Consider the following 23,338-nt stretch of genomic DNA (forward strand, 5'->3'; position numbering starts at 1 on the left):
AAATATCCCCGCCGGAGGCATCCTGCCGGTCCGACCCGCGCCACCATTCCGCACTTGGCGGATGGGGGAAGTTGCTGCAAGACTTCCCCCCGAGATGCGCCGATTATTCGGTGCCGGAAGGATGTAATTCACTGTTACATCACTATGTGATGCAAACGATGTTCAACGGAGGGTCGGATGGCCGATTTCGAAACGCAGATCAAGGAAAGCCAGGCTCAGGTCGCCGAGGCGCAGGCAAAGATCAGTGCGATCACCAGCCGGATCGAGGCGGCGCGGTCCAAGCTTGACCAGGGCGTGCAGCTGGACGTCGAAAACGCCACGCTGGAGGATGTGTCGAAGCACACCGATCTGATGAACGCGAACATCGCCGAACTCATCATGGGCCTCGACGACGTCACCGCTGGCTTTTCAGCCGAGTTCGCCGAGATGCGGTCGAAAACCGGGATGGAGACCTTCATCGGCATCTTCTCCTCGGCCAAGGCGGAATCGATGCGCCAGGAACGGATGCGCGCCGCGACCATCGACGACAAGCTGCAGGACCTGATCGCGAAATCGGACGTGATCGTGCGGCTGCTGCAAGGCCAGCTTGACCTTCTGAACGTGCAGAAAACGCGGGTAGAGGGGAACCTCGCCTCGACCCTGACCGAGCGAGAAGAAACCGTGGGCGCGCTGGAAGCGGTGCGGAAGGAAGTCGCCAGCCTCGACCCAAGGATCATCGAGCTGGAGAACAGGATCAGCGTCGAACAGGACGCGGCGGCGCGGACCAAGCTGGAGACGGAGCTGGCCAACCTCAACGCGCAGTACAACGCGCTGGTGCAGGATGAGCAGGTGAAGCTGGCAAAGTCGCAGACGCTGGAGCGGTACATCGAGAAGGGCAAGACCTGGGTCGACAGCCTGCAGAACCAGGCGGCGACGCAGCTGGTGCTGATCAACAAGCTGCAGACGGACACCAAGCAGCGGGTGGTGCTGTATGACGCGCTGACCAGTTCGTTGAAGACCGCCCAGCAGCAGGACGTCGCGCACCGGATCAACGAGATCGGGGTGAAGACCGACCAGGAAGCCCAGACCGCGATGGCGGCCATTGGGGCTGCGACAAACGACAAGATGGCCGACATGCTGGAAGCGCATGAGGGGCATATGGTCTTCGCGAGGGCCATCCTGGAGCAGAAGGCGAAGGCGGATGAACGCTTCGCCCGCCGGTTCGCGGCGATTGTCGAGAAGCACGACAAGAACGCGTATGGGGAATGACCTTCCGGGGTCAGGTGCGCTGGGCGCTGACCCGGGGGATTGCGGCGGTGGTGGTCGGGGCGGCTCTCGCCTTTGTCACCATCGTCTTCGAGCTCTATGGCTACCGGATTGCGCAGCAGGTTACCGGGTTGCTAACGGTATTCCTGATCTCGAGCGGGACGTTCCTGGCCCTGCTGGGCGGTTTGGCCCGGCCGGCGCAGAGATGGGCGCTTCTACATGGTCTGCCAGCGGGGCGGCTGCGCGACGTGATCCTTGGCAGCAATCTGCTGCGGCGCTGGTATTGGGTCGATGGAGCGGGACGCGCGCGCGATGACTGAGGTAATCGTCAAGGACCAGCTGACCTCGGACCATCACGAGCTTTACGACACGCTCGTTGCCCGGCGCTACTTTGCCAAGTTTGACCGGATCAGCGGGCATCTGGGCCGGGTGGCGGCGGAGATGGAGACAGAGGGGCGGCTGACGCGGACCGAGGCTCGGGTGCTGGGGAAGTACCTGACGGCGGTGGCGGCGACGTTTCGGGCGTTGAACCACAAGTACCTGATGACGGGGCGGGGCGAGACGGCCCCCAGACTGACCATCGACCGGCATGAGAGCGGGTTTCCCGTCGCGCAAGAGCTGATGACGATGGCCGTGGATGCCCAGCAGGCCGAGAAGCATCTGGCCGGGATGCCGTCCGAGACGGAACTCAAGGACCGGATGGTCCGGCAGATCGTCGGCGATCAGACAATCCCCACCGCACTGCAGTTCGCCTTGTCGCAGCGGTATTACTATGAGGCCTTGGCGGCGGGGGGCATGTTCTGGGCTCGGAACGATCCTGACGCGCAATGGATCGAAGACCTTGGCGCCCGACGCCATTTCCTGGTGCATTGGGCGGTCTGGGACACTCAGGTCAACCTGCCGGTGGTGTACCTGATGGACCTGGAGGACAGCGGCAAACGCCCGATCCTGAACGATGCTTATCGCTGGCCGCAGGCTCAGGCGGCGCTGATGGCGCAGTCGGTGGGCGGGCTGAAGCTGCTGACGATTGCCACCGGGTTCGACAAGGATTTTGCCGATTTACACCCCAAGCGGCTGCGGCGGATCATCCTGGGGCCGATGTATTCGGCGAGCTTCACTTTGCAGTCAGGGCCGATCTCGAAGGTGCTGGAGGGGGCGAAGGCACCTGAAGGCGAGGATTGGGCGCTGGTCTGGACGGTGGAGGACCTGATCTCGGACCGCGAGGAGGCGGTGAAGGACGGCTGGTTCTCGTCCTCGGCAAGGCAGGTCTACAAGCTGGACCCGGTGGCAGGGGCAGAGTTGGGGGCCACGCGGCAGGACCGGATGATCATCCTGCCCGAGAAGCCCTATCAGGTGTTGGTGGAGCAGAACCCCACGGGGCTGCGGGCCTATCGGAAGTTCGTGGTTGGGGCCGGGGGGCGGCTTATTCCGACGTTGTGATTGGTGGATGCGTCCGGGGCGCTGCCCCGGGCCCCGGGATATTTTCGGACAGATGAAAGGGTTTGCCGGATGAGCACGCGCGACACGATGGAGCTGAAGGAAGAGACGATCCGGGCGCAGTATGAGGCGGCCTTGGGGATGGTCTTCGGGTTCGATCATGCGCCGCGCTTGGCGAAGCCTTTGGTTGTTGCGCCGGTAGTGGAGAGGTCTGCGGGCATTGGCACGCGGCCAACGTTCCGCTCGACGGTGCCGGGGATGGCGACTCGGTCGACAGCCCGGCCCGGGGGGGTGCGACTGGCGGAGCGGATCGAGGGGCTGGGGGATGGGCTGGTGTCGCCGGTGCAGGCGGCTTGTCTGAATGCACTGCGGCGGTCCTTGGCGATTGCGCTGGCGATGGGGGAGACGTTTTCGGCGCAGTCCGGGTTGGCGGAGTTGAAGCGGGCGAACCTGGAGGGGCGGGTGCCGGAGCCGCGTCGGGGGGAGTTCGGGGAGTTGCTGGCGGGCGAGGCGCTGGTGGTGCTGTTCACCTTTGGGAACGCGCTGGCCTATCTGATCGCGCCGCATGTGGGGTCTTCGACCGTCGAGCTTGGTGAGGTGGAGGAGGTTCTGACCGACAATGCTCCGCTTGCGTTGCAGGGGGCCTTGTGGGAGCTGGATCAGGACATCGGCGCGCTGGCGACGGATGATGTGAAGCTGGTGGCGGTGGTGTCGGCCTTTGCCGAGGCCTTGATGAAGAAGGTGCAGATCCGGGCGGAGAATGGGGCTCGGACGTCGGTGTTTACCTCCGGTAGCTGGAAGGTCGAGGCGGATGGGCTGACGCTGTCCGGGTTCAAGCCGGCCAAGGCGGCGAAGGGCGGCATGATCGCCATGGCCTTCAAGAAGCCGCATGAGGTGGTGGGGAACCACATCGCCAAGTACCAAAGCCTGCGCTTGTCGAAGATGCTGATGGCCTATGATTTCGAGCGGCGGCTGAACCCGTTTGCGGAACTGGGCGGGTTCATCTTTACCTTCATGGGGGATGGGAAACCGGGGACGGGGAAGACCACGCTGATCCAGATGATGGCGGGATTGCTCAACGATTACTGCAAGGTGGCGGGGTATCCGTTCCGGTATCAGAACTTCAGCATCGACCAGATCGACAGCTATCAGGGCAAGTCGGGGCAGAACGCGAAGGCGTTTATCGATGCGGTGCTTGACCCCTCGGTCATCGGCTTTGGGACCATCGACGATATCGACCAGGTGGCGGGGAAGCGGGGGGACCGGCAGTCCTCGGCAGGGCAGCAGGAGGTGACGGCGGTCTTCATGCAGGCCTTTGCCGGTGCGGGGACGGTGGTGCGGGGGAACTGCACGTTTGGCATGTTCAGTAACTACCCGGAGAATGTGGACGACGCCTTGCGGCAGCGGGCCGGGGCGCGGTTTCTGGTCGACGGGCCGCAGTCGAAGGAGGATTACATTGATATCTTGAGCCTCCTCTTGGGCAAGAACCATGCGATCCCGGTCGGCGAGCATGAGTTGTTCGCGGCGCAGGAGATCAAGAAGGCCGTCGCTGCCAGCTTTGAGGGCCATTCGAAGCCGCATGAGGAGGGGCTCTTGAAGGTCTGGGACCGGGTCTCGGGCGAGATCGGCAAGCTTGATACGCTGGCGAAGATGGGGGCCTACCTCAAGGCGATCCAGCAGGCGGATGAGCGGTTCACGGGGCGGGCGATCAAGAACATTACCGATGCGGTGAAGGTCCGGGCGATGGACTTTGAATTGCCGGACGAGTGGATGGCGGAGCCGGACCTCTTCCTCTTCAAGCCCTATGACGAGAAGCTGGCGATGATCCGGGGGCTGATGACGCCGATCTCGGTCGAGATGGTGATCCAGGAGATCAACCGCTACGCCGACAGCGAATTCCGCTATGCCGACAAGTCGGATGAGGTGGCCATCGACGCGATGGTGCGCGACTTTGGCCGGACGGAAGAGGCGAAGCGGCGGTATCTGGAGAAGAAGGGGTGATGGGACCATCGGGCGCCACCCCGGGCTTGACCCGGGGTCTCGGCTTGAGGGAGGCCCCGGATCAGGTCCGGGGCGGGAGAGCCGTGGAGCAAGCCGCGTGAACGAGCCGCTGACCCTTACGCTGTGGAACTCCATCCTGCCGCTGGCGGGGTTGTGCGCGCTGGTGGCGTGGTTGCCGGGGTGGCTGGTGGGGCGGGGGAACCTGTCTCAGGGAGCGCTTTCGCGGGCGGTGGGGGTGACGGCTGTGGTGGCCTTGGTCGTGGGGGCCATGCTGGCGGCCGGGCTCTATGCGGCGATCAACGAGGGGGTCTGGGCGGGGGTCCTGGCGGCTCCGCTGGAGCGCACGGGGTTCTTCCTGGGCCGCTCGGCGCTGTTCGCGCTGCTGTGGGGGCCATTGCTGGGCTTCGTCTGGCTGGTGAAGGCGCAGGAGCTGAACCGGCGGTTGGGGATGCGGATGGTGGATGAGGGGGGGAAGGGGTGATGAGCGAGTATTTTGCGCTTGACGTTGAGACAGCTAATGCGAGTGCTGCCAGCATCTGCCAGATCGGTATTGTTCACTTTAGAGACCATCAGGTGGTCGATGAATGGGCCTCGCAGATCAACCCATTGACGTTCTTCGATCCCTACAACGTTTCCATTCACGGCATCGACGAAACCGATGTAGCAAAGTCGCCATCACTTGCGGCCATCTATCCACAACTTGAAGGCATCCTTAGCGGCGGCTTCGTCGTTCATCATGGCCACTTCGACAGAACGGCGTTCACTTCCGCATACGAAATTTATGGGTTGGAACCGCTAAAGAGCGAATGGATCGACAATACGAAGGTCGTTCGGCGAACGTGGGAACAGTTCTCGAAGAAGGGCTACGGTCTTGCAAACCTAGTCAAGCACTTTGAAATTCCACTGGATCACCATGACGCTTTGTCAGACGCACGCGCCGCAGGCAAAATATTTGCATTGGCCTCGGAACACACCGGAAACTCGGTTGAGCAATGGCTCGAAGTCGTCAACAGCCGGTCTACGATTTCAGGCCTGAAGAAGCGAATTGCCGTTGATGGTGTCGAAGGAGCGTTGTTCAACGGAGAAACGCTCGTCTTCACTGGAAGCCTGCGTGAAGTTCGAGCGGTTGCAGCAGAAGCAGCGGGACTTCTTGGGTTTAACGTCCGCGACACAGTAACGGCTGACACAACTTTCTTGGTCGTTGGGACGCAGGATGCCGATAAGCTTGGCGGCTACAATAAGTCGTCCAAGCATAGGAAAGCGGAGAGTCTCGCTGGCAAAGGTCAAGAAATTTCCATCCTGACCGAAGAGGATTTCTGGGCGCTTGTTAAGGCAAAGAGAAAGTCGCGATGAAACGCCTCATCCAACGCGGTCTCATGTTCGGGAACCTGATCGAGGTCTCCTCTCCCGCCCTTGTCGAGCGCTACAACCGGGCGCTCAAGCATCTGACCGGCAAGACCACGAAGTTGGACGATTTCCACATCGACCTGTCCGGCTATTCGCCCGAGATCGGGGATGAGCTGGGCGACGACCTCTACCTCAACCCCAACGGGGCGAACCGGCAGTTCATCCTTCTGACCACGGCGCAGAAGGATGCGCCTTTGCTCAACATCAAGTTCTCGACCAGCCGGGGGATCCTGACGCAGTTCATCGAGAAGAACGAGGCGCAGTTGTTTGCCCTGACCGCGCGGGATGCGGTGGCGGGGGAGTTGCAGAACTCGGTCTACGCGTTCGACACGCCGGCCAAGCTGTTCGACATAAGGCAGGTGACGGTCGAGGCGGATACGATTGGCGGGCATGTGGCGGATGCCGGGAAGCTGGCCAAGCTGATCGAGCGGTTCCGGCAGGAACCCGACGGATGGCGCGACGATGTGCTGGTGGCCGAGATGATCGGGCTGGCGAAGAAGACGGGCGATGTGACGCGGGTGCCGATCCATCTGCCGGCGATGACGTTCCAGCAGTCGAACTTCTGGACCAGCCATTTCGGCGGGGTCTACATCTTTCAGGGCGTGCGCTATCCCGCGGCGATTTCCAGCCTCGACTGGCGGTCATTGGGCGAGGTGCCGGTGGCGCAGGTGATGGACCTGACGCATCGCAACCAGATCGCCGACTGGCTGGAGCGGAACGGGCTGGTGGAGCCCATCGTGCAGGCGCGGGGGGCGGATGCCTCGGCGATCCTGCGGCAGAAGATGGATTTCATCCTGGTCGATGCGGCGGACCGGCTGGGGATCGAGGTTGGCGACGCGCGGCGGACCGAATTGCGGAAGGTGGCCTACAAGCTGGGCACCTCGCTGCCCGAGGAGTTTCTGGGGCTGGCGGCCCTTTTGCGCTGGGTGGAGGCAGGGGGGGCCTGGCCGAAGATCACCAGCGAGCATCCGGCGTATTTCTACACGCTGCGGGGCAAGGCAGGGCCGGAGCGGGATCTGGTGAACATGCTCTTGTCGGAACTGTCGCCGATGGACGTGCGGCAGATGTTCATCACCCACAAGGAGCTGTTCTACGCGCAATACATGACCTGGTCGGACACCAAGAAGACCTATGTGGCGGATTTCCTGGCGCGGGAGTATCAGGTGGACCGTGAAGGCGCGCGGACGGCGCTGTTCGGGCCGGAGCCGTCGATGGACGAGTTGCACCGCCCGCAGATGGCCGAGGGGCCGAAGCCGACCCGTTCATCCGGTCGCGGGCCGGTCGCGGGGCCTTGGGGAGGGAGACGCTAGATGGGTTGGCTAAGGCTTGCGTTCTTCATGTATGTCGGCCTGACGATCGCCTATTTCGTCACCGGCATCTATTCGCGGTCGGTCCGGCGGGAAAAGCTGGAGAAGGAATGGGACACCGACCCCGCGCGCGAGGGGCTGAGCGCGCAGGAGCGGTCCGCCTTCATCGAGGCCGGGATGGTCCATTACGACAAGGGGCTGAAAAAGCGGCTGTTGTGGCTTATCTACATCCTGCCGACCATCGGCTTTCTGGTCACGATCTACTTCGTCAACTGGTACTGAAAGGACGCGCCCATGTGGACCAAGATCAAGTGGGGCATCCGCATCCTGTTGGTGCTGATCGTCGGGTTGTTCCTGCACTATACGCTGCCGCAGCGCGACGTGGTGCAGGTCATCAACACCTACAACCGGGTGACGCAGATCGGCGGCAACTGGATGTTCTATTCCATCGAGGACACCGGCACCGGGGCCGAAACCTCGACCACCCGCGACATCCGCTTCATCGACGCGGTCTATGAGGGTGGCAGCACGATGACCTATCGGAACGAGGATACGGGCTGGTTCTGGCCGCCCTATTTCAAGTGGGATTCCAGCACCTTGCAGGCCGAGGCGACCAACGCCGCCCGCACGCCGGGGCAATGGGTGGCGGTGACGCATTACGGCTGGCGGTTGCCGATCTTCTCGATCTTCCCGAACGCCGTGTCGATCCGCCCGGTCGAGGGCCCGGATGTGACGCTGATCCCCTGGGTCAACATCATCATCCTGGGCTTTCTGGTGTTCCTGATCGTGATGATCCGCATGATGTGGCTGCAGTTCCGCGAGCGGATGGTCGATCCGGCGCTGGCGGATGCGGGCGAAGCCTGGGATTCGGTCGAGGCGCGGGCCGAGAACGCCCGGAAAGAGGCGCGCGGCTTCTTCGGGCGGATCGGGGCCTGGTTGAACACCTGGCGGGCGAAGAAGTAACGGACCGCTCGTCGTCGCACTCCGTGCGCTCCTCGCTGGGTCTGCACCCAGGCAAGAGCATCGAAGACAAGCGATGAGCGGCGCTTAGGTCCGCAGGGCGCCGCCCGTGGCCTTGGCGACCTTCTCGATGATCTTCGCCGAAACGGTCTCGATCTCGGCTTCGGTCAGGGTCTTGTCCTGCGGTTGAAGCCGGACGGTCAGGGCGATGGATTTCTTTCCGGGGCCCATCTGCGCCTCGGCCTTGTCGCCGGTGAACTGGTCGAAGACGCGGACGCTTTCGATCAGGGCCTTGTCGGCACCAAGGGCGGCGTTGACGGCGGTCAGGGCCTCGACGCGGGCGTCCACCACGAAGGCGAAGTCGCGGTCCACCGCCTGCAGGTCGCTGATCGCCAGCGCCGGGCGCGTCGGGGTCTTGACCTTGGGCGCGGGGACGTTGGCGACAAGCACGGTGAAGGCCACGGCGGGGCCTTTCACGTCCATGGCTTGCAGGATGCGCGGGTGGACCTCGCCAAAGGTCGCCAAGGTGTTTGGCCCAAGGCCGATAACGCCCGAGCGGCCGGGGTGCCACCAACCGGCCACCTTGCGGGTGATCTGCACACGAGCCGGGGCACCAAGCGCCGCCAGCACCGCCTCGGCATCGGCCCTGGCGTCGAAGACGTCGACCATGCGGCGGCTGCCGTGGGGGTCGCGCTGGGCGGCGGCCCCGACCAACAGGCCTGCGGCTTGCAAGTGCTGGTCGCCGGGTTCGCCGCCCTGGAAGGCGGGGCCGATCTCGAACAGGGACAGGTCCATGAAGCCGCGCGCCTGGTTGCGGGCGGCGGCAGCGAGGAGGCCGGGGAGGAGGTCGGGGCGGAGGTGCGTCATCTCGGACGAGATCGGGTTTTCGACGCGCACGGCCTCGGTTCCACCGCCGAAGAGGGCGGCGGCCTTGGCGTCGATGAAGCTGTAAGTGACGGCCTCATTGTAGCCCAGGGCGGCGATGGTGCGGCGGGCGGTGCGTTCGCGGACCTGCAGCGGGGTCAGGATCGGGCGGGGGACACCGGGAAGCTGGCGGGCCATCGGCGCGCCTTGCAGCTTGGTCAAGCTGGCGATGCGGGCGACTTCCTCGATCAGGTCGGCGTCGCCAAGGATGTCGGGGCGCCAGGTCGGCGGGGTCACGGCGTTGCCGTTCAGGGTGAAGCCAAGCGCCTGAAGCGTGGCGCGCTGGGTGGGTTCGGGTATGTCCATGCCGACCAGGCTGACCACGCGGGCGGGGTTCAGCCGGTAAATCCGGGTCGGGTCGATGGGGGCGCCGTCCTGCACCACGGTCCCGGCCTCACCGCCGCAGAGGTCAAGAATCATCTGGGTGGCGAGTTCCAGGCCTGGCAGGGTGAAGGCCGGGTCCACGCCGCGTTCAAAGCGGTAGCGCGCGTCGGAGTTGATCTTCAGCGCGCGCCCTGTTGCGGCGATGGTGATCGGGTCCCAGTAGGCCGACTCCAGGAAGACGTCGGTGGTTTCCGGCGTGCAGCCCGAAGCATCGCCGCCCATGATCCCGGCCAGCGATTCCGGGCCGTGGTCGTCGGCGATTACCATCTGGCCGGGGGCCAGCGTGTAGGTCTTGCCGTCGAGCGCCAGCAGCGTCTCGCCTTCGCGGGCGGGGCGGATCGTCAGGTCGCCCTTGACCTTGGCGGCGTCGAAGACGTGGAGCGGCCGGTTCAGGCCGAAGGTGAAGTAGTTGGTGATGTCGACCAGCGCCGAGATCGGGCGCAACCCGATGGCCTTGAGGCGGGCCTGCATCCAGTCGGGCGAGGGGCCGTTCGTCACGCCACGGATCAGGCGGCCGGCGAAGTGCGGGCAGCCTTTGGTTTTCAGCGCGGGCGCGATGTGGATGCCGATAGGGGTGGGGAAGCTGCCCTTGATTGGGTTGGCGGTGACGGGTTTCAGTTTGCCCAAGCCTCGGGCCGCCAGATCACGGGCGACGCCGTGGATGCCCAGCGCGTCGGGGCGGTTGGGGGTGACCTTGATCTCGATCACCGGGTCGTTCAGGCCCTTCCAGTCGATATAGCGCACGCCCATCGGCGCGTCGGCGGGCAGTTCGATGATGCCGTCGTGGTTGTCCGACAGCATGAGTTCACGTTCCGAGCAGAGCATCCCGTTCGAATCGACGCCCCGGATGTTGCCGGGTTTCAGGTCGACGCCGGTACCCGGAACATGGGTTCCGGGGGGGGCGAAGACGCCGACAAGGCCGGTCTTGGCGTTGGGCGCGCCGCAGACGACCTGGACTTCCTCGGTCCGGCCTTGCGGGCCGTCGGGCCAGGTTTCCACCCGGCAGACGCGGAGGCGGTCGGCGTTGGGGTGCTGGACGGCCTCGATCACGCGGCAGATGCGGAAGGCGCCAAGTTGCGCGGTCGGGTCCTCGATGCCTTCGACTTCAAGGCCAAGATCGGTCAGCGCCTCGGCCAGCGCCTCGACGGTGGCCTCGGTGTCAAGGTGATCTTTCAGCCAGGACAGGGTGAACTTCATCGGCGGGCCTCCAAACTCGGGCTTCCGATTAGCGGAAAGCGGGGGCGAGGGGAAGCGTCAGGAGTTCGCCCAGATGTAGAGGTTGAAGAGTCCGATCAGGATCGGCTGATGGATCAGGTAGATGATCAGCGAGTGTCGTCCGGGGAAGGTGAGGGTGTGGAGAACGGGCGAGGGCGGACTGCCGCGCCAGGTGTCGATCCGAAGTGCCTTGGCCAGACCCACTCCGGCAAGGGCGGGGGCGGCCCAGGGGATCAGGGGCGTATAGTCGCCCATCATCGGGCGGGTTTCGGCAAGGCCGGTCCAGACCAGCCAGAGCGGGTCAAAGGTCGGGAAGCGCGGGCCCCAGGCGGCGGCGAAGATCGCGGCGGCGAGGGCGAGGGTGACCGGCCAGGGCAGGCGAAGGGCGATCAGGCCCAGAAGGCTGGCGGCAGCGATGGCGTGGAGGATGCCGAACCAGATCGGCCCCCCCGGCACCAGCCAGAGGCTTGCGAGGGTGACAAGCGCAGCGGCGGCAGCGACCTTGGCAAAACGGGTCCAGAAGGCGGACCAGCGGATGCCCCGGCCGTGGGCCAGCCAGAGGCTGACGCCGACGAGAAACAGGAAGCTGCCGGCGATCAGGCGGGCAAAGTAGTACCAGAACGGCTGGGACATCGTTCCGGGATCGATGAAGCCGAAGAGGGCAAGGTCGAAGGTGAAGTGGAAGACCACCATGCAGACCAGGGCCAGGGTCCGGGCAAGGTCGAGGGCGATGAGGCGGCTGCCGGTCATGAAGGCAGAGTGGCGTGGATTGCCGGGGCTCGCAAGCAGGACGCGGAGTGTCCGCAGTGAAGGCAGAAGAAAAGCTTGTTAATCAATAGCTTGAAGGTAGGCTTTCGGGATCCCTTAACCAGTGGTGTGATAAGGGGCCCAGTGGAACATCCGGCGGCGCACCGGGTAGGGGCGGTTTCCGAGCGGAGCGCTGACGCGCAAGTCTTTTGTCTCGCCCTTGCACGTGAAGAACGCGCAAGGGCTCGGGGATGCCTCCGGCGGGGATACTTGGAGCCAGGTGAAAGGGATCTGGTTTCCGGCCGGGACGGGGCTTCTGCAGGTTCGGGCAGGCTGGGATGTGCCTAAGGTGAAGGGTCGCGCAGTTCACCGACAGGATCGGGGCGAGCGTGAGCAGATCGTCAGACACCTTGGCAGAGGTGGGGGGCCGATCGGGATCGGCCGCCCGCGCTAGAACATCTGCAACAGGCGCTTGAGGTAATCCAGTTCTTCAAGCGGGCGGGTCATTTCGCCCGACCGGCGGCGGATTTCGTCCAGGAGTTCCTGCGCGCGTTCGTCCGGGGTGTTCTGCACCATGTTCTCGTCCGAGCCGATGCGGGCAGTCTCGCCCGGGCGGCGGCCCAGCGGATCGGTGCCCTGCGGATCGGCCGAGCCCATGTCGCGCTCACCCTGGCCGTCGCGGTTCTGGCGCTGTTCGTCGGCCAGCGCCTCGCCGAAGTCACGCATCCCGTCGCGGAGCGCCTCCATCGCTTCGGCCTGACGGTCGAGAGCGCCGTCAAGGTCGCCGTCGCGCAGGGCATCCTCGGCCTCTTCCATCGCGCGGCCAGCACGGTCGAGGTTGCGGCGCCCCTCCTCGCCCTGCTCGGTGCCGTCGCCGGGAAGCTGGCCCTGCTGGAGTTCGTTCAGCCGCTGCCGCAGTTCGCGCTGGCGATCGGTGAGCGAGCCACCCTGGCCATTGCCATCCTGATTCTGCGCCTGGTCACTGCCCTGGCCTTGCTGATCACCCGGCTGCTGGCCATCGCCCTGCTCTTGTCCCTGCTGCTGACCCTCGCCCGGCTGCTCGCCGTTGCGCGGCACGCCCTGCAAATCGCGGAAAGCGTCGTCCGACAGGTTCTGCTGGTCGCGCAGCGTCTCGCCAAGGTCGCCCATCGGGCCGTTCTGACCCTGGCCCTGGCCTTGACCCTGGCCCTGCACGACCTGCATGTTCTCCATCAGCTGACGAAGCTGCTCCATCAGCTCGGCGGCTTCGGCGGTCTTGCCTTCCTCCATCAGCTGCTGAAGGCGGTCCAGCATTTCCTGCAGCTGGTCGCCGGACATCATCTGGCCCTGCATCATCTGCTGCTGCTGCTGGTCGCCGGGGTTGCGCTGCGCCTCTTCGGCAAGCTCGCGCATGTATTCGTTCAGCGCCTGCTGCATTTCCTTCATCAGCTGGTCGATTTCCTCGGGCGAGGCGCCATTCTCGATCGCTTCCTGCAGCCGGTCCTGGGCGCGCTGCAGCCGGTCCAGCGCGGATTGCAGGTTCCCCTGTTCGACCATCAGGGCGATGGTCCACAGCTTTTCGGCGATGGCGTCGCGGTCTTCGACCGTCAGGCTGGCCTCCTTGGCCGCAAGGTCACGCATCAGGACGCGCAGGTGCAGGAAGGCGCGGTCGTGGCGGATGAAGCCTTCGGGGCGGTTGGTGACGGCCTTGAGGATCTCGCCGGCGCGGGGGGCATTGATGCGGTTCCACAGGATATCGCGGCGCATCTCGATCAGGGCGGCGGCGAGGGGGTCGAAGAATCGCTTGCCGTGAAGCGTGACTTGGTATGGCGCCGAAACCCCCTCGTTTCCCGCCGCATCGACCACCGCAAAGACCATCGTTACCGGCAGGTTGGCGAAGAGGTGCTTCGACAGGTCGTCGACCAGGGTCGAGGTCAGGTCGGTGCGTTTGCCCTTGCGTGGCATCGGCAGGTCGAGGGTGACAGGTTCGACCGCCTCGGGGTCGACCGTCAACCCGTGGCGGCGGTCGACCTTGGCAAGGTCGAGGCTGATCGTCACGCGGCCCGCGGTCACTCCGTAATCGTCGGCTGCCTTGAAATCCTGTTTGAAGCGGCCGTCGGCCTCGCGCACCATCGCGCCGGTGATCTCGATGGTGGGGGCGTTGTCGGGGGTGGCAGTGATCTGCCATTCGCGACCGCCCTGGCCTTCGATGGCAAGCTCGCCCGAGCGGGTGATGGTCAGGTCATGGACCCCGGCCACCGCGTTCGGGACGGCGGCGGCGCGAGTGGCCTGCGCGTCGGGCGCCGGGGGCGGCGGGACATCGGCGACGGTCTGGGTAAGGGTCAGGTCGCCCTCGGGGCCGTAAAGGCGGATCTGAAGGCGGGTGCCGGTGGGGACTTCCAGCGCGGGGTCGGTGATGTCGTTGAGGTAGAGCGACGGTTTGCCGGTGTAGGCCGGGGGCTGGGCCCAGGCTTCCCAGCTGGGCCCGCCGGGCATCGCGACGGCCGCACCGGGGGCCAGGCCAGCGACGGTGCCAGCCTTCCAGAAGGATCCGAAGAGCGCGGCCATCACGAAAGCGGTCAGCGCGACATAGCGCAGGGAGAAGCGGTCGCGCGACGACAGTCTAAGATCGGGCTGCACGGGGCGCGCGCCGGCGGCGCGGGCGGCCATCCGTTCCTGGTGGACCCGCCATACGGCCAGCGACGCCGCGTCCGCGGTCCCGATGGCCTGGGTGTCGCGCAGAGCGGCGATGGGGCGGCCGGGCATCGTGGCGTCCAGCCGGTCAAGGGCATCAAGGGCGGTCGGCTTGCGGAACCGCTTCAGCCCGTAGGCCAGCAGGGCCAGCGCAAGAAGGCCGATGATCGCCCCACCGATCTGTGCCCAGAGCAGCGGACCCAGGTCCTGAAGGCCGAAAGCAAGGGCCGAAAGCGTGACGAGGGCCAGCGACCACAACGGCCAGAAGGCCCGCGCCAGCCGTTCCGCCCAAAGCCCCGCCAGCGTCAGGCGCATCGGCCAGACGAGCGATTTCAGCGGCGGTTGGGGCGTCTGTCCGGTCATGTCACCTGCCAAGGACCGGCCAACCGGAGACGCCGGGTGTCACAGCCACACAGGGATGGTATCGCGGTTGAGGATTTCGTCAAAGGTCGGTCGCGCCCGGATGACAGCGAAGTGATCCCCGTTGACCAGCACCTCGGGAATAAGCGGGCGGGTGTTGTATTCCGATGCCATGACGGCCCCATAAGCACCTGCGCTGCGGAAGGCCACCAGGTCCCCTTCCGCCACCAAGGGCAGGTCGCGGCCCTTGGCGAAGGTGTCGCCGGTTTCGCAGACCGGGCCGACGACATCGAACTCTTGCGTCGGGGCAGCAACCGGGGGTTCGGCCACGGGAACGATGTCGTGGTGCGCGCCGTACATCGAGGGGCGGACAAGGTCGTTCATCGCGGCGTCGAGGATAAGGAAATCCCGGCCCTCGCCGTTCTTGATGTAGATGACTTGCGCCACAAGGATGCCCGCGTTGCCGCTGATCAGGCGGCCGGGTTCAATCTCGATCTCGCAGCCCAGATCGCCCACCGTGCGCTTGATGAGGGCGCCGTAGTCAGTGGGCAGCGGCGGGGCCTCGTTCGAGCGCGTGTAGGGGATGCCAAGGCCGCCACCAAGGTCGAGGCGGGTGATCGTGTGGCCTTCGGACCGCAGGCGGCGGGTCAGGTCGGCGACCTTGAGGTAGGCCTGTTCAAAGGGTTCCAGCTCGGTCAGCTGGCTGCCGATGTGGACGTCGATGCCGATGACCTGCAGGCCGGGAAGGCGGGCGGCTTCGGCGTAGACTTCGGACGCGCGGGCGATGGGGATGCCGAACTTGTTTTCCTTCTTGCCGGTCGCGATCTTCTCATGGGTCTTGGCATCGACGTCGGGGTTGATGCGGATGGTGATCGGGGCGGTGACGCCAAGGGATGTGGCCACTTCGGACAGCGCCCGCATCTCGGGTTCGGATTCGACGTTGAACTGGCGGATGCCGCCGGTCAGGGCGAGCCGCATCTCGTCCCGCGTCTTGCCGACGCCGGAAAAGACGATGCGGTCGCCGGGGACGCCAGCCGCCTTGGCGCGCAGGTATTCGCCGCCCGAAACGACGTCCATCCCGGCACCGAGGTTGCCCAGCGTCTTCAGGACGGCGACGTTCGACAGCGACTTGATGGCGAAGCAGACGAGGTGCGGCAGCGGGCTGAGGGCCTCGGTGAAAAGCTTGTAGTGCCGGGTCAGGGTGGCGGTGGAATAGACGTAGAACGGGGTGCCCACCTCGGCGGCGATATCGGCAATCGCGACATCCTCGGCATGAAGGGTGCCGTTTCTGTACTGGAAGTGGTCCATCGTCGCCCCCGGAAGTCCGCTGCCCACATAGCAGGCTGTCCAGCGCCTGCAAACCCTTAGGTTTCTGCCACTTTCGCCTCGTCGTGGGCGGCTTCCCAGACCTCCTTTGCGGCGTCGAGGTTCATCACGGCGATGACCAGACCGACCAGAATGTCCGGCCAGATCGAGGGGTAGGCTGCAGTGACCAGGCCCGCACCGATGATCCCGACATTGGCAAAGGCATCGTTGCGGGCCGACAGGAAAGCGGCGCGGGTCAGAGAGCCTTCGGCCCGGCGGTGACGCGCAAGAAGAAGGGCGGCGGTCAGGTTCACCGCAAGCGCACCCAGGCCAACAAGGGTAAGGGCTTCGGCGCTGGGTGGGTTGGGGTCAAGGAGCTTTGCGCCAAGTGTCCAGAGAAAGGCGACGGCTGGCACGAGAAGAAGCGCCGCAAGGACCTTGCCAACCTTGGCTCGGCGGGTGGCAGTCCAGGCCAGTGCGAAGAAGATCAGGATATTGACGGCCGCGTCTTCCAGGAAATCCGCGCTATCGGCCAACAGCGCAACCGACCCTGCGCTCAGGGCCACCACGAACTCGACCCCGAAGTAGGCAAGGTTGAGAGCGGCAACGATCAGGACGGTCTGACGAAGACTGGGCATGGACCTGCGGGGGCGACGGCTGGCCGCCGTCATAGCAGATGCAAGCCTGTCGGCAATCGCCGCTTGATCCCGGTCAAGGCAGCGGTGCCGGTTTCGGGCAAAACTGACATGGCACCGGGAGAAGACCGCGATGCCCTTCACGACCGAGCAGTTCTTCGAGGTGTTCGCCCGCTACAACCAGGCGATCTTCCCGTGGCAGATCATCGCTGTTCTGGCCGGAGTGCTGGCGGTCGTCCTGCTTTGGCAAGATACGCGTCAGGCGACCTCGGGTGTGCTGGTGGTGCTGGCGGCGATGTGGCTGCTTAACGGGATCGGATACCACTGGCTGCACTTCGCTCCCATCAACCCTGTCGCCCGGTTGTTTGCTGCGGCCTTTGTGGCCCAGGCCCTGCTGCTGATCTGGGCCGCGCTGGATCGGCCTGCTCTGCGCCTGACACCGGGCCGAGGCCTGGTCTCGATCCTGGGGCTCGCCTGCATCGGTTTTGCGATCCTGATCTATCCGGCACTGGGCTGGCTGGCGGGCCACCGCTACCCGGCGGTCCCGATGTTCGGCGTAGCGCCCTGCCCCACCACGATCTTCACGGTCGGAGTGCTTTTGCAAGGACAGTGGCGCGAGGTGCGGTGGCTGCTGGTCATTCCGGGACTCTGGGCGGCCATCGGCGGCTCGGCCAGCGTACTATTGGGTGTGCCGCAGGACATGGCGCTTGTCGCAACGCTGGGTCTTCTGGTCGTCGTTGCCTGGGGCCATTGGCGCGGCTGGGGCGACCTGGCCACCTAGATCAGGCGCTTGGACCTGTCAGGCTGCTTCTTCCACGGGCGGACGGCGGATGGACTTGGCGGCATCAAGTACCAGAGGCCGCAGCCCCGTGCCTCCGGCATCGACGATCTCGAAGAACTGCCGCCGCATCCGGGGGTCCCAGAAGTCGTTGATGTGGGACGCCAGTAGGGCGACGCCCTCGGCGCGTGGTTTGGATTCCATGAACTGCGAGATCTGGTTCGCCATCCGCGTGATCTTTTCAGCCGACATGGGCCTGCTCCATCTTCAAACGATCCGTATGCGAAAAGACCTCGAACCGGTCCCCCCTTGCCAGCGCGATCAGGGTGATCCCTGCGCGTTCAGCCAGCTCCACCGCCTCGACCGTGGGGGCCGAGACAGCAATGATCATCGGCGCACCCAGCATGGCGACCTTCTGGACCATGTCGGTCGAGACGCGGCTGGTCAGCACCACCGCGCCTTCTGGCCTGATCCCCTGCCGAACCATCCCGCCCACCAGCTTGTCCAGCGCGTTGTGTCGGCCCACGTCTTCCCGCGCCAACAGCACCCGCCCGTTCCAGAACGCCGCGCCATGCACCGCCCGCGTCGCGTCGTGCAGCCGCTGTTCCCCCGGCAGGGCCGCCACTGCCGCTTTCACCTCGGACGGCGTCATCCGAAATCGCGACGGAGCCACCACCGGCACATCCCGCAACGCCTGCTCGATCGAGTCGATCCCGCACAGCCCGCAGCCCACCGGGCCGGACATGGTGCGGCGGCGGTCGGACAGTCGCGCCTCGGCTTCCGGGTGGAGCCAGATCTGCACGTCCACCCCGCGCGGCACCGGCTCGACCTCGACCGAAAGGATCTCGTCCAGCGCGGCGATCCCTTCCGTCAGCGCAAACCCAACCCCGAAATCCTCAAGGTCGGCAGGCGTCGCCATCATCACCGCCTGCGTGGTCCCGTTGAACGACAGCGCGACGGCCACTTCCTCGGGCAATACCCGTTCCCCCGGCTGGACCGAGGGACCGAACACCAGCCGAGGGGTTGGCCGCGCGCCTTTCATTCCGCTGCCAGAATCCGCCGCGACAGGGCCGCCTGTGCCGCGTACTCCTCTTGCCATTCGGACGGACCGTTCGAGGGGCTGACCTGCACCGCCGTCACCTTGTATTCCGGGCAGTTGGTGGCCCAGTCGCTGAAATCGGTGGTGATGACGTTGGCCTGCGTGTCCGGGTGGTGGAAGGTCGTATACACAACCCCCGGCGCCACCTTGTCGGTGATCGTCGCCCGCAGCGTCGTTTCCCCCGACCGGCTGGCCAGACGGACCCAGTCGCCCTCATGCACACCCCGGTTTTCGGCGTCGTGCGGGTGGATTTCCAGCACGTCCTCGTCATGCCAGACCACGTTCGCCGTCCGCCGCGTCTGCGCGCCGACGTTGTACTGCGACAGGATACGCCCGGTCGTCAGCAGCAGCGGGAAGCGCGGGCCGGTCTTTTCATCCGTCGCCACGTATTCGGTGCGGATGAACTTGCCTTTGCCCCGCACGAAGCCGTCGATGTGCATCAGCGGAGTGCCTTCCGGTGCCTTGTCATTGCAGGGCCACTGGACGCTGCCCATCGTCTCGATCTTCTCATAGCTCACCCCGGCGAACGACGGCGTGGTCATGGCAATCTCTTCCATGATCTGCGACGGATGGGTGTAGTTCCAGTTCGCGCCCCCGGAATCCTTCAGCATCGCGTTGGCGAACAGCTGGGTCACTTCCCAGTCGGCATAGCCCTGCTTCGGTGCCATCACCTTGCGGACCATGTTGATCCGCCGCTCGGCGTTGGTGAAGGTGCCGTCCTTTTCCAGGAAGGACGAGCCGGGGAAGAACACATGCGCGTAGTTCGCGGTCTCGTTCAGGAACAGGTCGTGGACGATCACACATTCCATCGCCGCCAGACCCGCCGCGACATGGTGGGTGTCGGGGTCGGATTGCAGGATGTCCTCGCCCTGGCAATACAGGCCCTTGAACGTGCCCTCGACTGCCGCGTCCAGCATGTTCGGGATGCGCAGGCCGGGTTCCGGGTCGATGGTCACGCCCCAGAGGTTTTCATAGATCGCCCGCACTTCCGGGTTCTTCACATGGCGGTAGCCCGGCAGCTCATGCGGGAACGACCCCATGTCGCAGGAACCCTGCACGTTGTTCTGCCCCCGCAGCGGGTTCACGCCCACGCCCTTGCGACCGATGTTTCCGGTCAGCATGGCAAGGTTCGCGATGCCGATGACGGTGGTGGACCCCTGGCTGTGCTCGGTCACGCCCAGCCCGTAGTAGATCGCCCCGTTCCCGCCGGTCGCGTACAGCCGTGCCGCCCTGCGCAGCTCCTCGGCCGGGACGCCGGTCAGGATTTCCGTCGCCTCGGGTGAGTGGTTCGGCAGGCTGATGAACTCGGCATAATCCTGGAACTCATCCCAGTCGCAGCGCGTGCGGATGAACTCTTCGTCGTACAGCTTTTCGGTGACGATCACATGCGCCAGCGCGCTGACGACGGCCACGTTCGTCCCCGGCGTCAGCGCCAGGTGATGCGCGGCCTTGTAGTGCGGGCCTTCCACGGTTTCCGTGCGGCGCGGGTCGACGACGATCAGCTTCGCACCCTGCCGCAGACGCTTCTTCATCCGCGACGCAAAGACCGGGTGCGCGGCCGAAGGGTTCGCGCCGATCACCATGATCACGTCCGACTCTTCGACCGAGTCAAAGTCCTGCGTCCCGGCGCTGGTGCCGAAGGTCTGCCCCAGCCCATAGCCGGTCGGCGAATGGCACACCCGCGCGCAGGTGTCGGTGTTGTTGTTCATGAACACCGCACGGGTCAGCTTCTGAACAAGGTAGGTTTCCTCGTTCGTGCAGCGGCTGGAGGTGATCACCCCCACCGAATTGCGCCCGTACTTGGCCTGGATGCCCTTCATCTTGGCGGCGGCAAACTCCATCGCCTCGGCCCAGGACACTTCCTGCCACGGCTGGTCGATGCTGTCGCGGATCATCGGCTTCAGGATGCGGTCCTGGTGCGTGGCATAGCCATAGGCAAAGCGGCCCTTGACGCAGGAATGGCCCCGGTTGGCCTTGCCGTGCTTGTAGGGGGTCATCCGCACCAGCTCATCGCCGCGCATTTCGGCCTTGAAGCTGCACCCGACGCCGCAATAGGCGCAGGTGGTGATGACCGAATGGGATGGCGTGCCGATCTCGATGATCGACTTTTCCTGCAATGTCGCCGTCGGGCAGGCCTGCACGCAGGCGCCGCAGCTGACGCAGTCGCTGGCCAGCGCATCATCGGTCTTGGCGCCAAACGACACGCGGCTGTCAAAGCCCCGGCCCTCGATCGTCAGGGCGAAGGTGCCCTGCACTTCTTCACAGGCACGGACGCAGCGCGAGCAGACGATGCACTTCTGCGGATCGTAGCTGAAATAGGGATTGGAATCGTCGCGCGGTATATACAGCGGGTTCGCCTCACCGCTGGTATTCTTCACCTTGAAGTGCGTATCTACAGCCTCATACCGCACATCGCGCAGGCCGACCGCGCCCGCCATGTCCTGCAGCTCGCAATCGCCGTTCGCTGAACAGGTCAGGCATTCGAGCGGGTGGTCCGAGATGTAAAGCTCCATCACCCCGCGCCGCAGCTGTTTCAGCTTGGCGTTCTGGGTGTGGACCTTCAGGCCGGGGGCAACCGGAGTGGTGCAGGACGCCGGGGTGCCGTTGCGCCCCTCGATCTCGACCAGGCACAGACGGCAGGACCCGAAGGCGTCAACCGAGTCCGTCGCGCACAGCTTCGGCACCTGAATGCCCGCCTCTGCCGCCGCGCGCATGATGCTGGTGCCCTCCGGCACGGTCACGTCAAAACCATCGATGGTCAGGGTGACCATCGTCTTGGACTTGGCGGCCGGGGTGCCGAAGTCGCGGTCGGGGATGATGAAGTCTTTCATTCTGCAGCCTCTTTCGCGCGGGCGAAGTCATCGGGGAAATGGGTGAGGGCGCTCATCACCGGATATGGGGTGAAGCCGCCCAATGCGCAAAGCGACCCGGACTTCATCGTGTTGCAAAGGTCCGTGATCAGCGGGATGGCGCTGGCATCGCCAGCGGCCAGACGGTCCAGCGTTTCGACGCCGCGCACCGCGCCGATGCGGCAGGGGGTGCACTTGCCGCAGGATTCAATCGCGCAGAACTCCATCGCGAAACGGGCCATGGCCAGCATGTCGGTGCTGTCGTCGGCGATGGTCAGACCGGCGTGGCCGATCAACCCGTCCTTGGCACCAAACTCCTCGTACCCGAAGGGCGTGTCGAACAGCGACGGCGGGAACCAGGCGCCCAGCGGTCCACCGACCTGCACCGCCTTGACCGGGCGACCCGAGGCGGTGCCGCCGCCGATCTCGTTGACGATCTGGCCAAGGGTCAGACCGAAGGCCACCTCGTAAAGCCCGCCGAAACGCACGTTCCCGGCAATCTGCAGCGGGATCGTCCCGCGAGACCGCCCCAGGCCGAAGTCCTTATAGTGCGCCGCGCCCCTGGCCATGATCACCGGCACCGAGGCCAGCGAGATCACGTTGTTGACCACCGTCGGACGGCCCAGGAAGCCTTGCAGCGCCGGCAGCGGCGGCTTGGCGCGCACCACGCCGCGCTTGCCCTCCAGGCTGTTCAGCAGCGACGTCTCCTCGCCGCAGACATAGGCCCCCGCGCCGACGCGCACCTCCATGTCGAAGGCCGGGCCCAGCACCTTGGCGTCTCGCGCGATCCTCACCGCAGCGTCCATCACCCGGATCGCCACCGGATATTCGCTGCGGATGTAGACGTAGCCCTTGGTCGCCCCGCAGGCCAATCCGGCAATCGCCATGCCTTCGATCAACGTGAAGGGGTCGCCCTCCATCAGCATCCGGTCGGCGAAAGTGGCGCTGTCGCCCTCATCCGCGTTGCAGACGATGTATTTCTGCTCACCCGGAGCCTCGGAGACCGTCTTCCACTTGATCCCCGTCGGGAAGCCGGCACCACCGCGCCCGCGCAGGCCGGACTCGGTGACTTCCGCGACGATCTGCGCCCTGGTCATCTTGGCCGCACGTTCCAGCCCCACCAGACCGCCATGCGCGACGTAATCCTCCAGCGACAGCGGATCGATCACGCCAACCCGGGCAAAGGTCAACCGGGTTTGACCCTTCATCCAGGGCAGTTGATCCACCAGCCCCAGCGCCTTGGGATGCGCCGACAGGTCGCCGAACAGGCCCGGCACATCGGCAACGGTCATCGGACCAAAGCCCACCCGGCCCGCATCTGTGACGACTTCGACCAGCGGCTCCAGCCAGACCATCCCGCGCGACCCGTTGCGGATGATCTCCACCTCTACTCCACGCGAAGCAGCCTCAGCGGCAATCGCATCGGCGATCCTGTCGGCCCCAACGGCGACGGCGGCGCTATCCAGTGGAACGTAAAGCTTCATTTCGCCACCTCAGCCAGCACGCCTTCGTCACAACGGCCCACCAGCCGCCCGTCGACCATCGCCGCCGGTCCGCAGGCGCAGAGGCCCAGGCAGAACACCGGCTCCAGCGTGACCCGCCCATCGGCGGTCGTCTCGTGCCAGTCGATGCCAAGCGCCGCCTTGATCCGGTCCGCCACCGCATCCGCGCCCACAGTCTGACAGGCCTCTGCCCGGCACAGCTTCAGCACATGCCGACCCGCCGGGGCCGAGCGGAAATCGTGGTAGAAGCTGATCACCCCATGCACCTCCGCCTTGGACAGCATCAAGGCCGCCGCGATCTGCGGGATGGCGGTGTCGGGGACATATCCGAACGCTTCTTGAATCGCATGAAGAATGGGGAGCAGCGGCCCCTCCAACCCTTTGTGCGCTTCAAGAATCTCGGTGATCCGGTCGGATTGGACGTGGGAATCGAGCATGCGGGCAAACCTCTGGCTGGCATACAGAGGTATACGCGCATTGATAGGATTTTCAATGTCGATATACCGTCAA

Annotated in this window: 20 protein-coding genes; 10 read left to right on the top strand and 10 right to left on the bottom strand. The window is 65.2% G+C overall.

Annotated features, from left to right (window positions below):
- Positions 1-177: 177 nt before the first annotated feature.
- From Q8M85_RS18745 to Q8M85_RS18785, 9 genes are all read left to right on the top strand, one after another.
- Positions 178-1,248 carry a hypothetical protein gene (locus Q8M85_RS18745; protein WP_305547408.1) on the top strand — a complete coding sequence of 357 codons (1,071 nt, stop codon included), beginning with the start codon at positions 178-180 and terminating at the stop codon, positions 1,246-1,248.
- On the top strand, positions 1,245-1,565 hold the full coding sequence (locus tag Q8M85_RS18750; RefSeq protein WP_305547410.1) for a hypothetical protein: 321 nt from the start codon (positions 1,245-1,247) through the stop codon (positions 1,563-1,565). The genes Q8M85_RS18745 and Q8M85_RS18750 overlap by 4 nt, the downstream gene beginning before the upstream one ends.
- Entirely contained in the window at positions 1,558-2,685 is a 1,128-nt protein-coding gene (locus tag Q8M85_RS18755; protein WP_305547411.1) for a hypothetical protein, read from the top strand. The genes Q8M85_RS18750 and Q8M85_RS18755 overlap by 8 nt, the downstream gene beginning before the upstream one ends.
- Positions 2,686-2,754: 69 nt before the next feature.
- A complete protein-coding gene (locus Q8M85_RS18760) occupies positions 2,755-4,683 on the top strand; it encodes an AAA family ATPase (protein ID WP_305547412.1) in 1,929 nt (642 codons plus the stop codon).
- A gap of 97 nt (positions 4,684-4,780) precedes the next feature.
- Positions 4,781-5,164, top strand: coding sequence for a hypothetical protein (locus tag Q8M85_RS18765; protein WP_305547414.1), 384 nt, complete (start codon positions 4,781-4,783; stop codon positions 5,162-5,164).
- Complete coding sequence (locus tag Q8M85_RS18770; protein WP_305547416.1) at positions 5,164-6,036, top strand: exonuclease domain-containing protein; 873 nt, start codon at positions 5,164-5,166, stop codon at positions 6,034-6,036. Before Q8M85_RS18765 ends, Q8M85_RS18770 begins: the two co-directional genes overlap by 1 nt.
- Positions 6,033-7,400: a DUF6638 family protein gene (locus Q8M85_RS18775; RefSeq protein WP_305547418.1), complete on the top strand. Its 1,368-nt coding sequence runs from the start codon at positions 6,033-6,035 to the stop codon at positions 7,398-7,400. The genes Q8M85_RS18770 and Q8M85_RS18775 overlap by 4 nt, the downstream gene beginning before the upstream one ends.
- On the top strand, positions 7,401-7,679 hold the full coding sequence (locus Q8M85_RS18780) for a hypothetical protein (protein WP_305547420.1): 279 nt from the start codon (positions 7,401-7,403) through the stop codon (positions 7,677-7,679).
- Between the two features lie 12 nt (positions 7,680-7,691).
- Positions 7,692-8,360: a DUF1523 family protein gene (locus Q8M85_RS18785; protein WP_305547422.1), complete on the top strand. Its 669-nt coding sequence runs from the start codon at positions 7,692-7,694 to the stop codon at positions 8,358-8,360.
- A gap of 84 nt (positions 8,361-8,444) precedes the next feature.
- Here Q8M85_RS18785 and pheT read toward each other — a convergent pair whose 3' ends face one another.
- The 5 genes from pheT to Q8M85_RS18810 all read right to left on the bottom strand — a co-directional run bounded on the left by pheT (position 8,445) and on the right by Q8M85_RS18810 (position 16,603).
- Positions 8,445-10,862 (bottom strand): phenylalanine--tRNA ligase subunit beta, encoded by a 2,418-nt coding sequence (pheT, locus tag Q8M85_RS18790; RefSeq protein ID WP_305547424.1) that lies wholly within the window; start codon positions 10,860-10,862, stop codon positions 8,445-8,447.
- A gap of 57 nt (positions 10,863-10,919) precedes the next feature.
- A complete protein-coding gene (locus Q8M85_RS18795) occupies positions 10,920-11,630 on the bottom strand; it encodes a heparan-alpha-glucosaminide N-acetyltransferase (protein WP_305547425.1) in 711 nt (236 codons plus the stop codon).
- A gap of 447 nt (positions 11,631-12,077) precedes the next feature.
- Positions 12,078-14,663, bottom strand: coding sequence for a TIGR02302 family protein (locus Q8M85_RS18800; RefSeq protein WP_305547427.1), 2,586 nt, complete (start codon positions 14,661-14,663; stop codon positions 12,078-12,080).
- A gap of 39 nt (positions 14,664-14,702) precedes the next feature.
- Positions 14,703-15,968 carry a diaminopimelate decarboxylase gene (gene lysA / locus Q8M85_RS18805; RefSeq protein WP_305547429.1) on the bottom strand — a complete coding sequence of 422 codons (1,266 nt, stop codon included), beginning with the start codon at positions 15,966-15,968 and terminating at the stop codon, positions 14,703-14,705.
- 56 nt (positions 15,969-16,024) lie between these two features.
- Positions 16,025-16,603: a cation transporter gene (locus Q8M85_RS18810; RefSeq protein ID WP_305547431.1), complete on the bottom strand. Its 579-nt coding sequence runs from the start codon at positions 16,601-16,603 to the stop codon at positions 16,025-16,027.
- Between the two features lie 130 nt (positions 16,604-16,733).
- On the opposite strand from Q8M85_RS18810, the gene Q8M85_RS18815 reads away from it, so the two are divergent.
- Entirely contained in the window at positions 16,734-17,381 is a 648-nt protein-coding gene (locus tag Q8M85_RS18815; RefSeq protein ID WP_305547433.1) for a DUF6064 family protein, read from the top strand.
- An 18-nt stretch (positions 17,382-17,399) separates the two neighbouring features.
- On the opposite strand, the gene Q8M85_RS18820 is transcribed toward Q8M85_RS18815, so the two are convergent.
- Genes Q8M85_RS18820 through Q8M85_RS18840 form a run of 5 tightly spaced genes read right to left on the bottom strand, consistent with a single transcriptional unit; the run spans position 17,400 to position 23,265 of the window.
- Positions 17,400-17,630, bottom strand: a complete 231-nt coding sequence (locus Q8M85_RS18820) for a formate dehydrogenase subunit delta (protein ID WP_305547435.1) — start codon at positions 17,628-17,630, stop codon at positions 17,400-17,402.
- Complete coding sequence (fdhD, locus tag Q8M85_RS18825; RefSeq protein WP_305547437.1) at positions 17,620-18,420, bottom strand: formate dehydrogenase accessory sulfurtransferase FdhD; 801 nt, start codon at positions 18,418-18,420, stop codon at positions 17,620-17,622. The genes Q8M85_RS18820 and fdhD overlap by 11 nt, the downstream gene beginning before the upstream one ends.
- Positions 18,417-21,308 (bottom strand): formate dehydrogenase subunit alpha, encoded by a 2,892-nt coding sequence (fdhF, locus tag Q8M85_RS18830; protein WP_305547439.1) that lies wholly within the window; start codon positions 21,306-21,308, stop codon positions 18,417-18,419. The genes fdhD and fdhF overlap by 4 nt, the downstream gene beginning before the upstream one ends.
- Complete coding sequence (locus Q8M85_RS18835) at positions 21,305-22,810, bottom strand: NADH-quinone oxidoreductase subunit NuoF (protein WP_305547441.1); 1,506 nt, start codon at positions 22,808-22,810, stop codon at positions 21,305-21,307. The genes fdhF and Q8M85_RS18835 overlap by 4 nt, the downstream gene beginning before the upstream one ends.
- Positions 22,807-23,265, bottom strand: a complete 459-nt coding sequence (locus Q8M85_RS18840) for a formate dehydrogenase subunit gamma (protein WP_305547443.1) — start codon at positions 23,263-23,265, stop codon at positions 22,807-22,809. Before Q8M85_RS18840 ends, Q8M85_RS18835 begins: the two co-directional genes overlap by 4 nt.
- Between the last annotated feature and the right edge of the window lie 73 nt (positions 23,266-23,338).

It is taken from the genome of Tabrizicola sp. (assembly GCF_030694085.1).
Classification (GTDB): domain Bacteria; phylum Pseudomonadota; class Alphaproteobacteria; order Rhodobacterales; family Rhodobacteraceae; genus Tabrizicola.

Excerpts from the sequence above, each read along its gene's own strand:
- Q8M85_RS18745 (WP_305547408.1), top strand. The coding sequence starts at position 178 with ATGGCCGATTTCGAAACGCAGATCAAGGAAAGCCAGGCTCAGGTCGCC.
- Q8M85_RS18750 (WP_305547410.1), top strand. The coding sequence starts at position 1,245 with ATGACCTTCCGGGGTCAGGTGCGCTGGGCGCTGACCCGGGGGATTGCG.
- Q8M85_RS18755 (WP_305547411.1), top strand. The coding sequence starts at position 1,558 with ATGACTGAGGTAATCGTCAAGGACCAGCTGACCTCGGACCATCACGAG.
- Q8M85_RS18760 (WP_305547412.1), top strand. The coding sequence starts at position 2,755 with ATGAGCACGCGCGACACGATGGAGCTGAAGGAAGAGACGATCCGGGCG.
- Q8M85_RS18770 (WP_305547416.1), top strand. The coding sequence starts at position 5,164 with ATGAGCGAGTATTTTGCGCTTGACGTTGAGACAGCTAATGCGAGTGCT.
- Q8M85_RS18775 (WP_305547418.1), top strand. The coding sequence starts at position 6,033 with ATGAAACGCCTCATCCAACGCGGTCTCATGTTCGGGAACCTGATCGAG.
- Q8M85_RS18780 (WP_305547420.1), top strand. The coding sequence starts at position 7,401 with ATGGGTTGGCTAAGGCTTGCGTTCTTCATGTATGTCGGCCTGACGATC.
- Q8M85_RS18785 (WP_305547422.1), top strand. The coding sequence starts at position 7,692 with ATGTGGACCAAGATCAAGTGGGGCATCCGCATCCTGTTGGTGCTGATC.
- pheT (WP_305547424.1), bottom strand. The coding sequence starts at position 10,862 with ATGAAGTTCACCCTGTCCTGGCTGAAAGATCACCTTGACACCGAGGCC.
- Q8M85_RS18795 (WP_305547425.1), bottom strand. The coding sequence starts at position 11,630 with ATGACCGGCAGCCGCCTCATCGCCCTCGACCTTGCCCGGACCCTGGCC.
- Q8M85_RS18800 (WP_305547427.1), bottom strand. The coding sequence starts at position 14,663 with ATGACCGGACAGACGCCCCAACCGCCGCTGAAATCGCTCGTCTGGCCG.
- lysA (WP_305547429.1), bottom strand. The coding sequence starts at position 15,968 with ATGGACCACTTCCAGTACAGAAACGGCACCCTTCATGCCGAGGATGTC.
- Q8M85_RS18810 (WP_305547431.1), bottom strand. The coding sequence starts at position 16,603 with ATGCCCAGTCTTCGTCAGACCGTCCTGATCGTTGCCGCTCTCAACCTT.
- Q8M85_RS18815 (WP_305547433.1), top strand. The coding sequence starts at position 16,734 with ATGCCCTTCACGACCGAGCAGTTCTTCGAGGTGTTCGCCCGCTACAAC.
- Q8M85_RS18820 (WP_305547435.1), bottom strand. The coding sequence starts at position 17,630 with ATGTCGGCTGAAAAGATCACGCGGATGGCGAACCAGATCTCGCAGTTC.
- fdhD (WP_305547437.1), bottom strand. The coding sequence starts at position 18,420 with ATGAAAGGCGCGCGGCCAACCCCTCGGCTGGTGTTCGGTCCCTCGGTC.
- fdhF (WP_305547439.1), bottom strand. The coding sequence starts at position 21,308 with ATGAAAGACTTCATCATCCCCGACCGCGACTTCGGCACCCCGGCCGCC.
- Q8M85_RS18835 (WP_305547441.1), bottom strand. The coding sequence starts at position 22,810 with ATGAAGCTTTACGTTCCACTGGATAGCGCCGCCGTCGCCGTTGGGGCC.
- Q8M85_RS18840 (WP_305547443.1), bottom strand. The coding sequence starts at position 23,265 with ATGCTCGATTCCCACGTCCAATCCGACCGGATCACCGAGATTCTTGAA.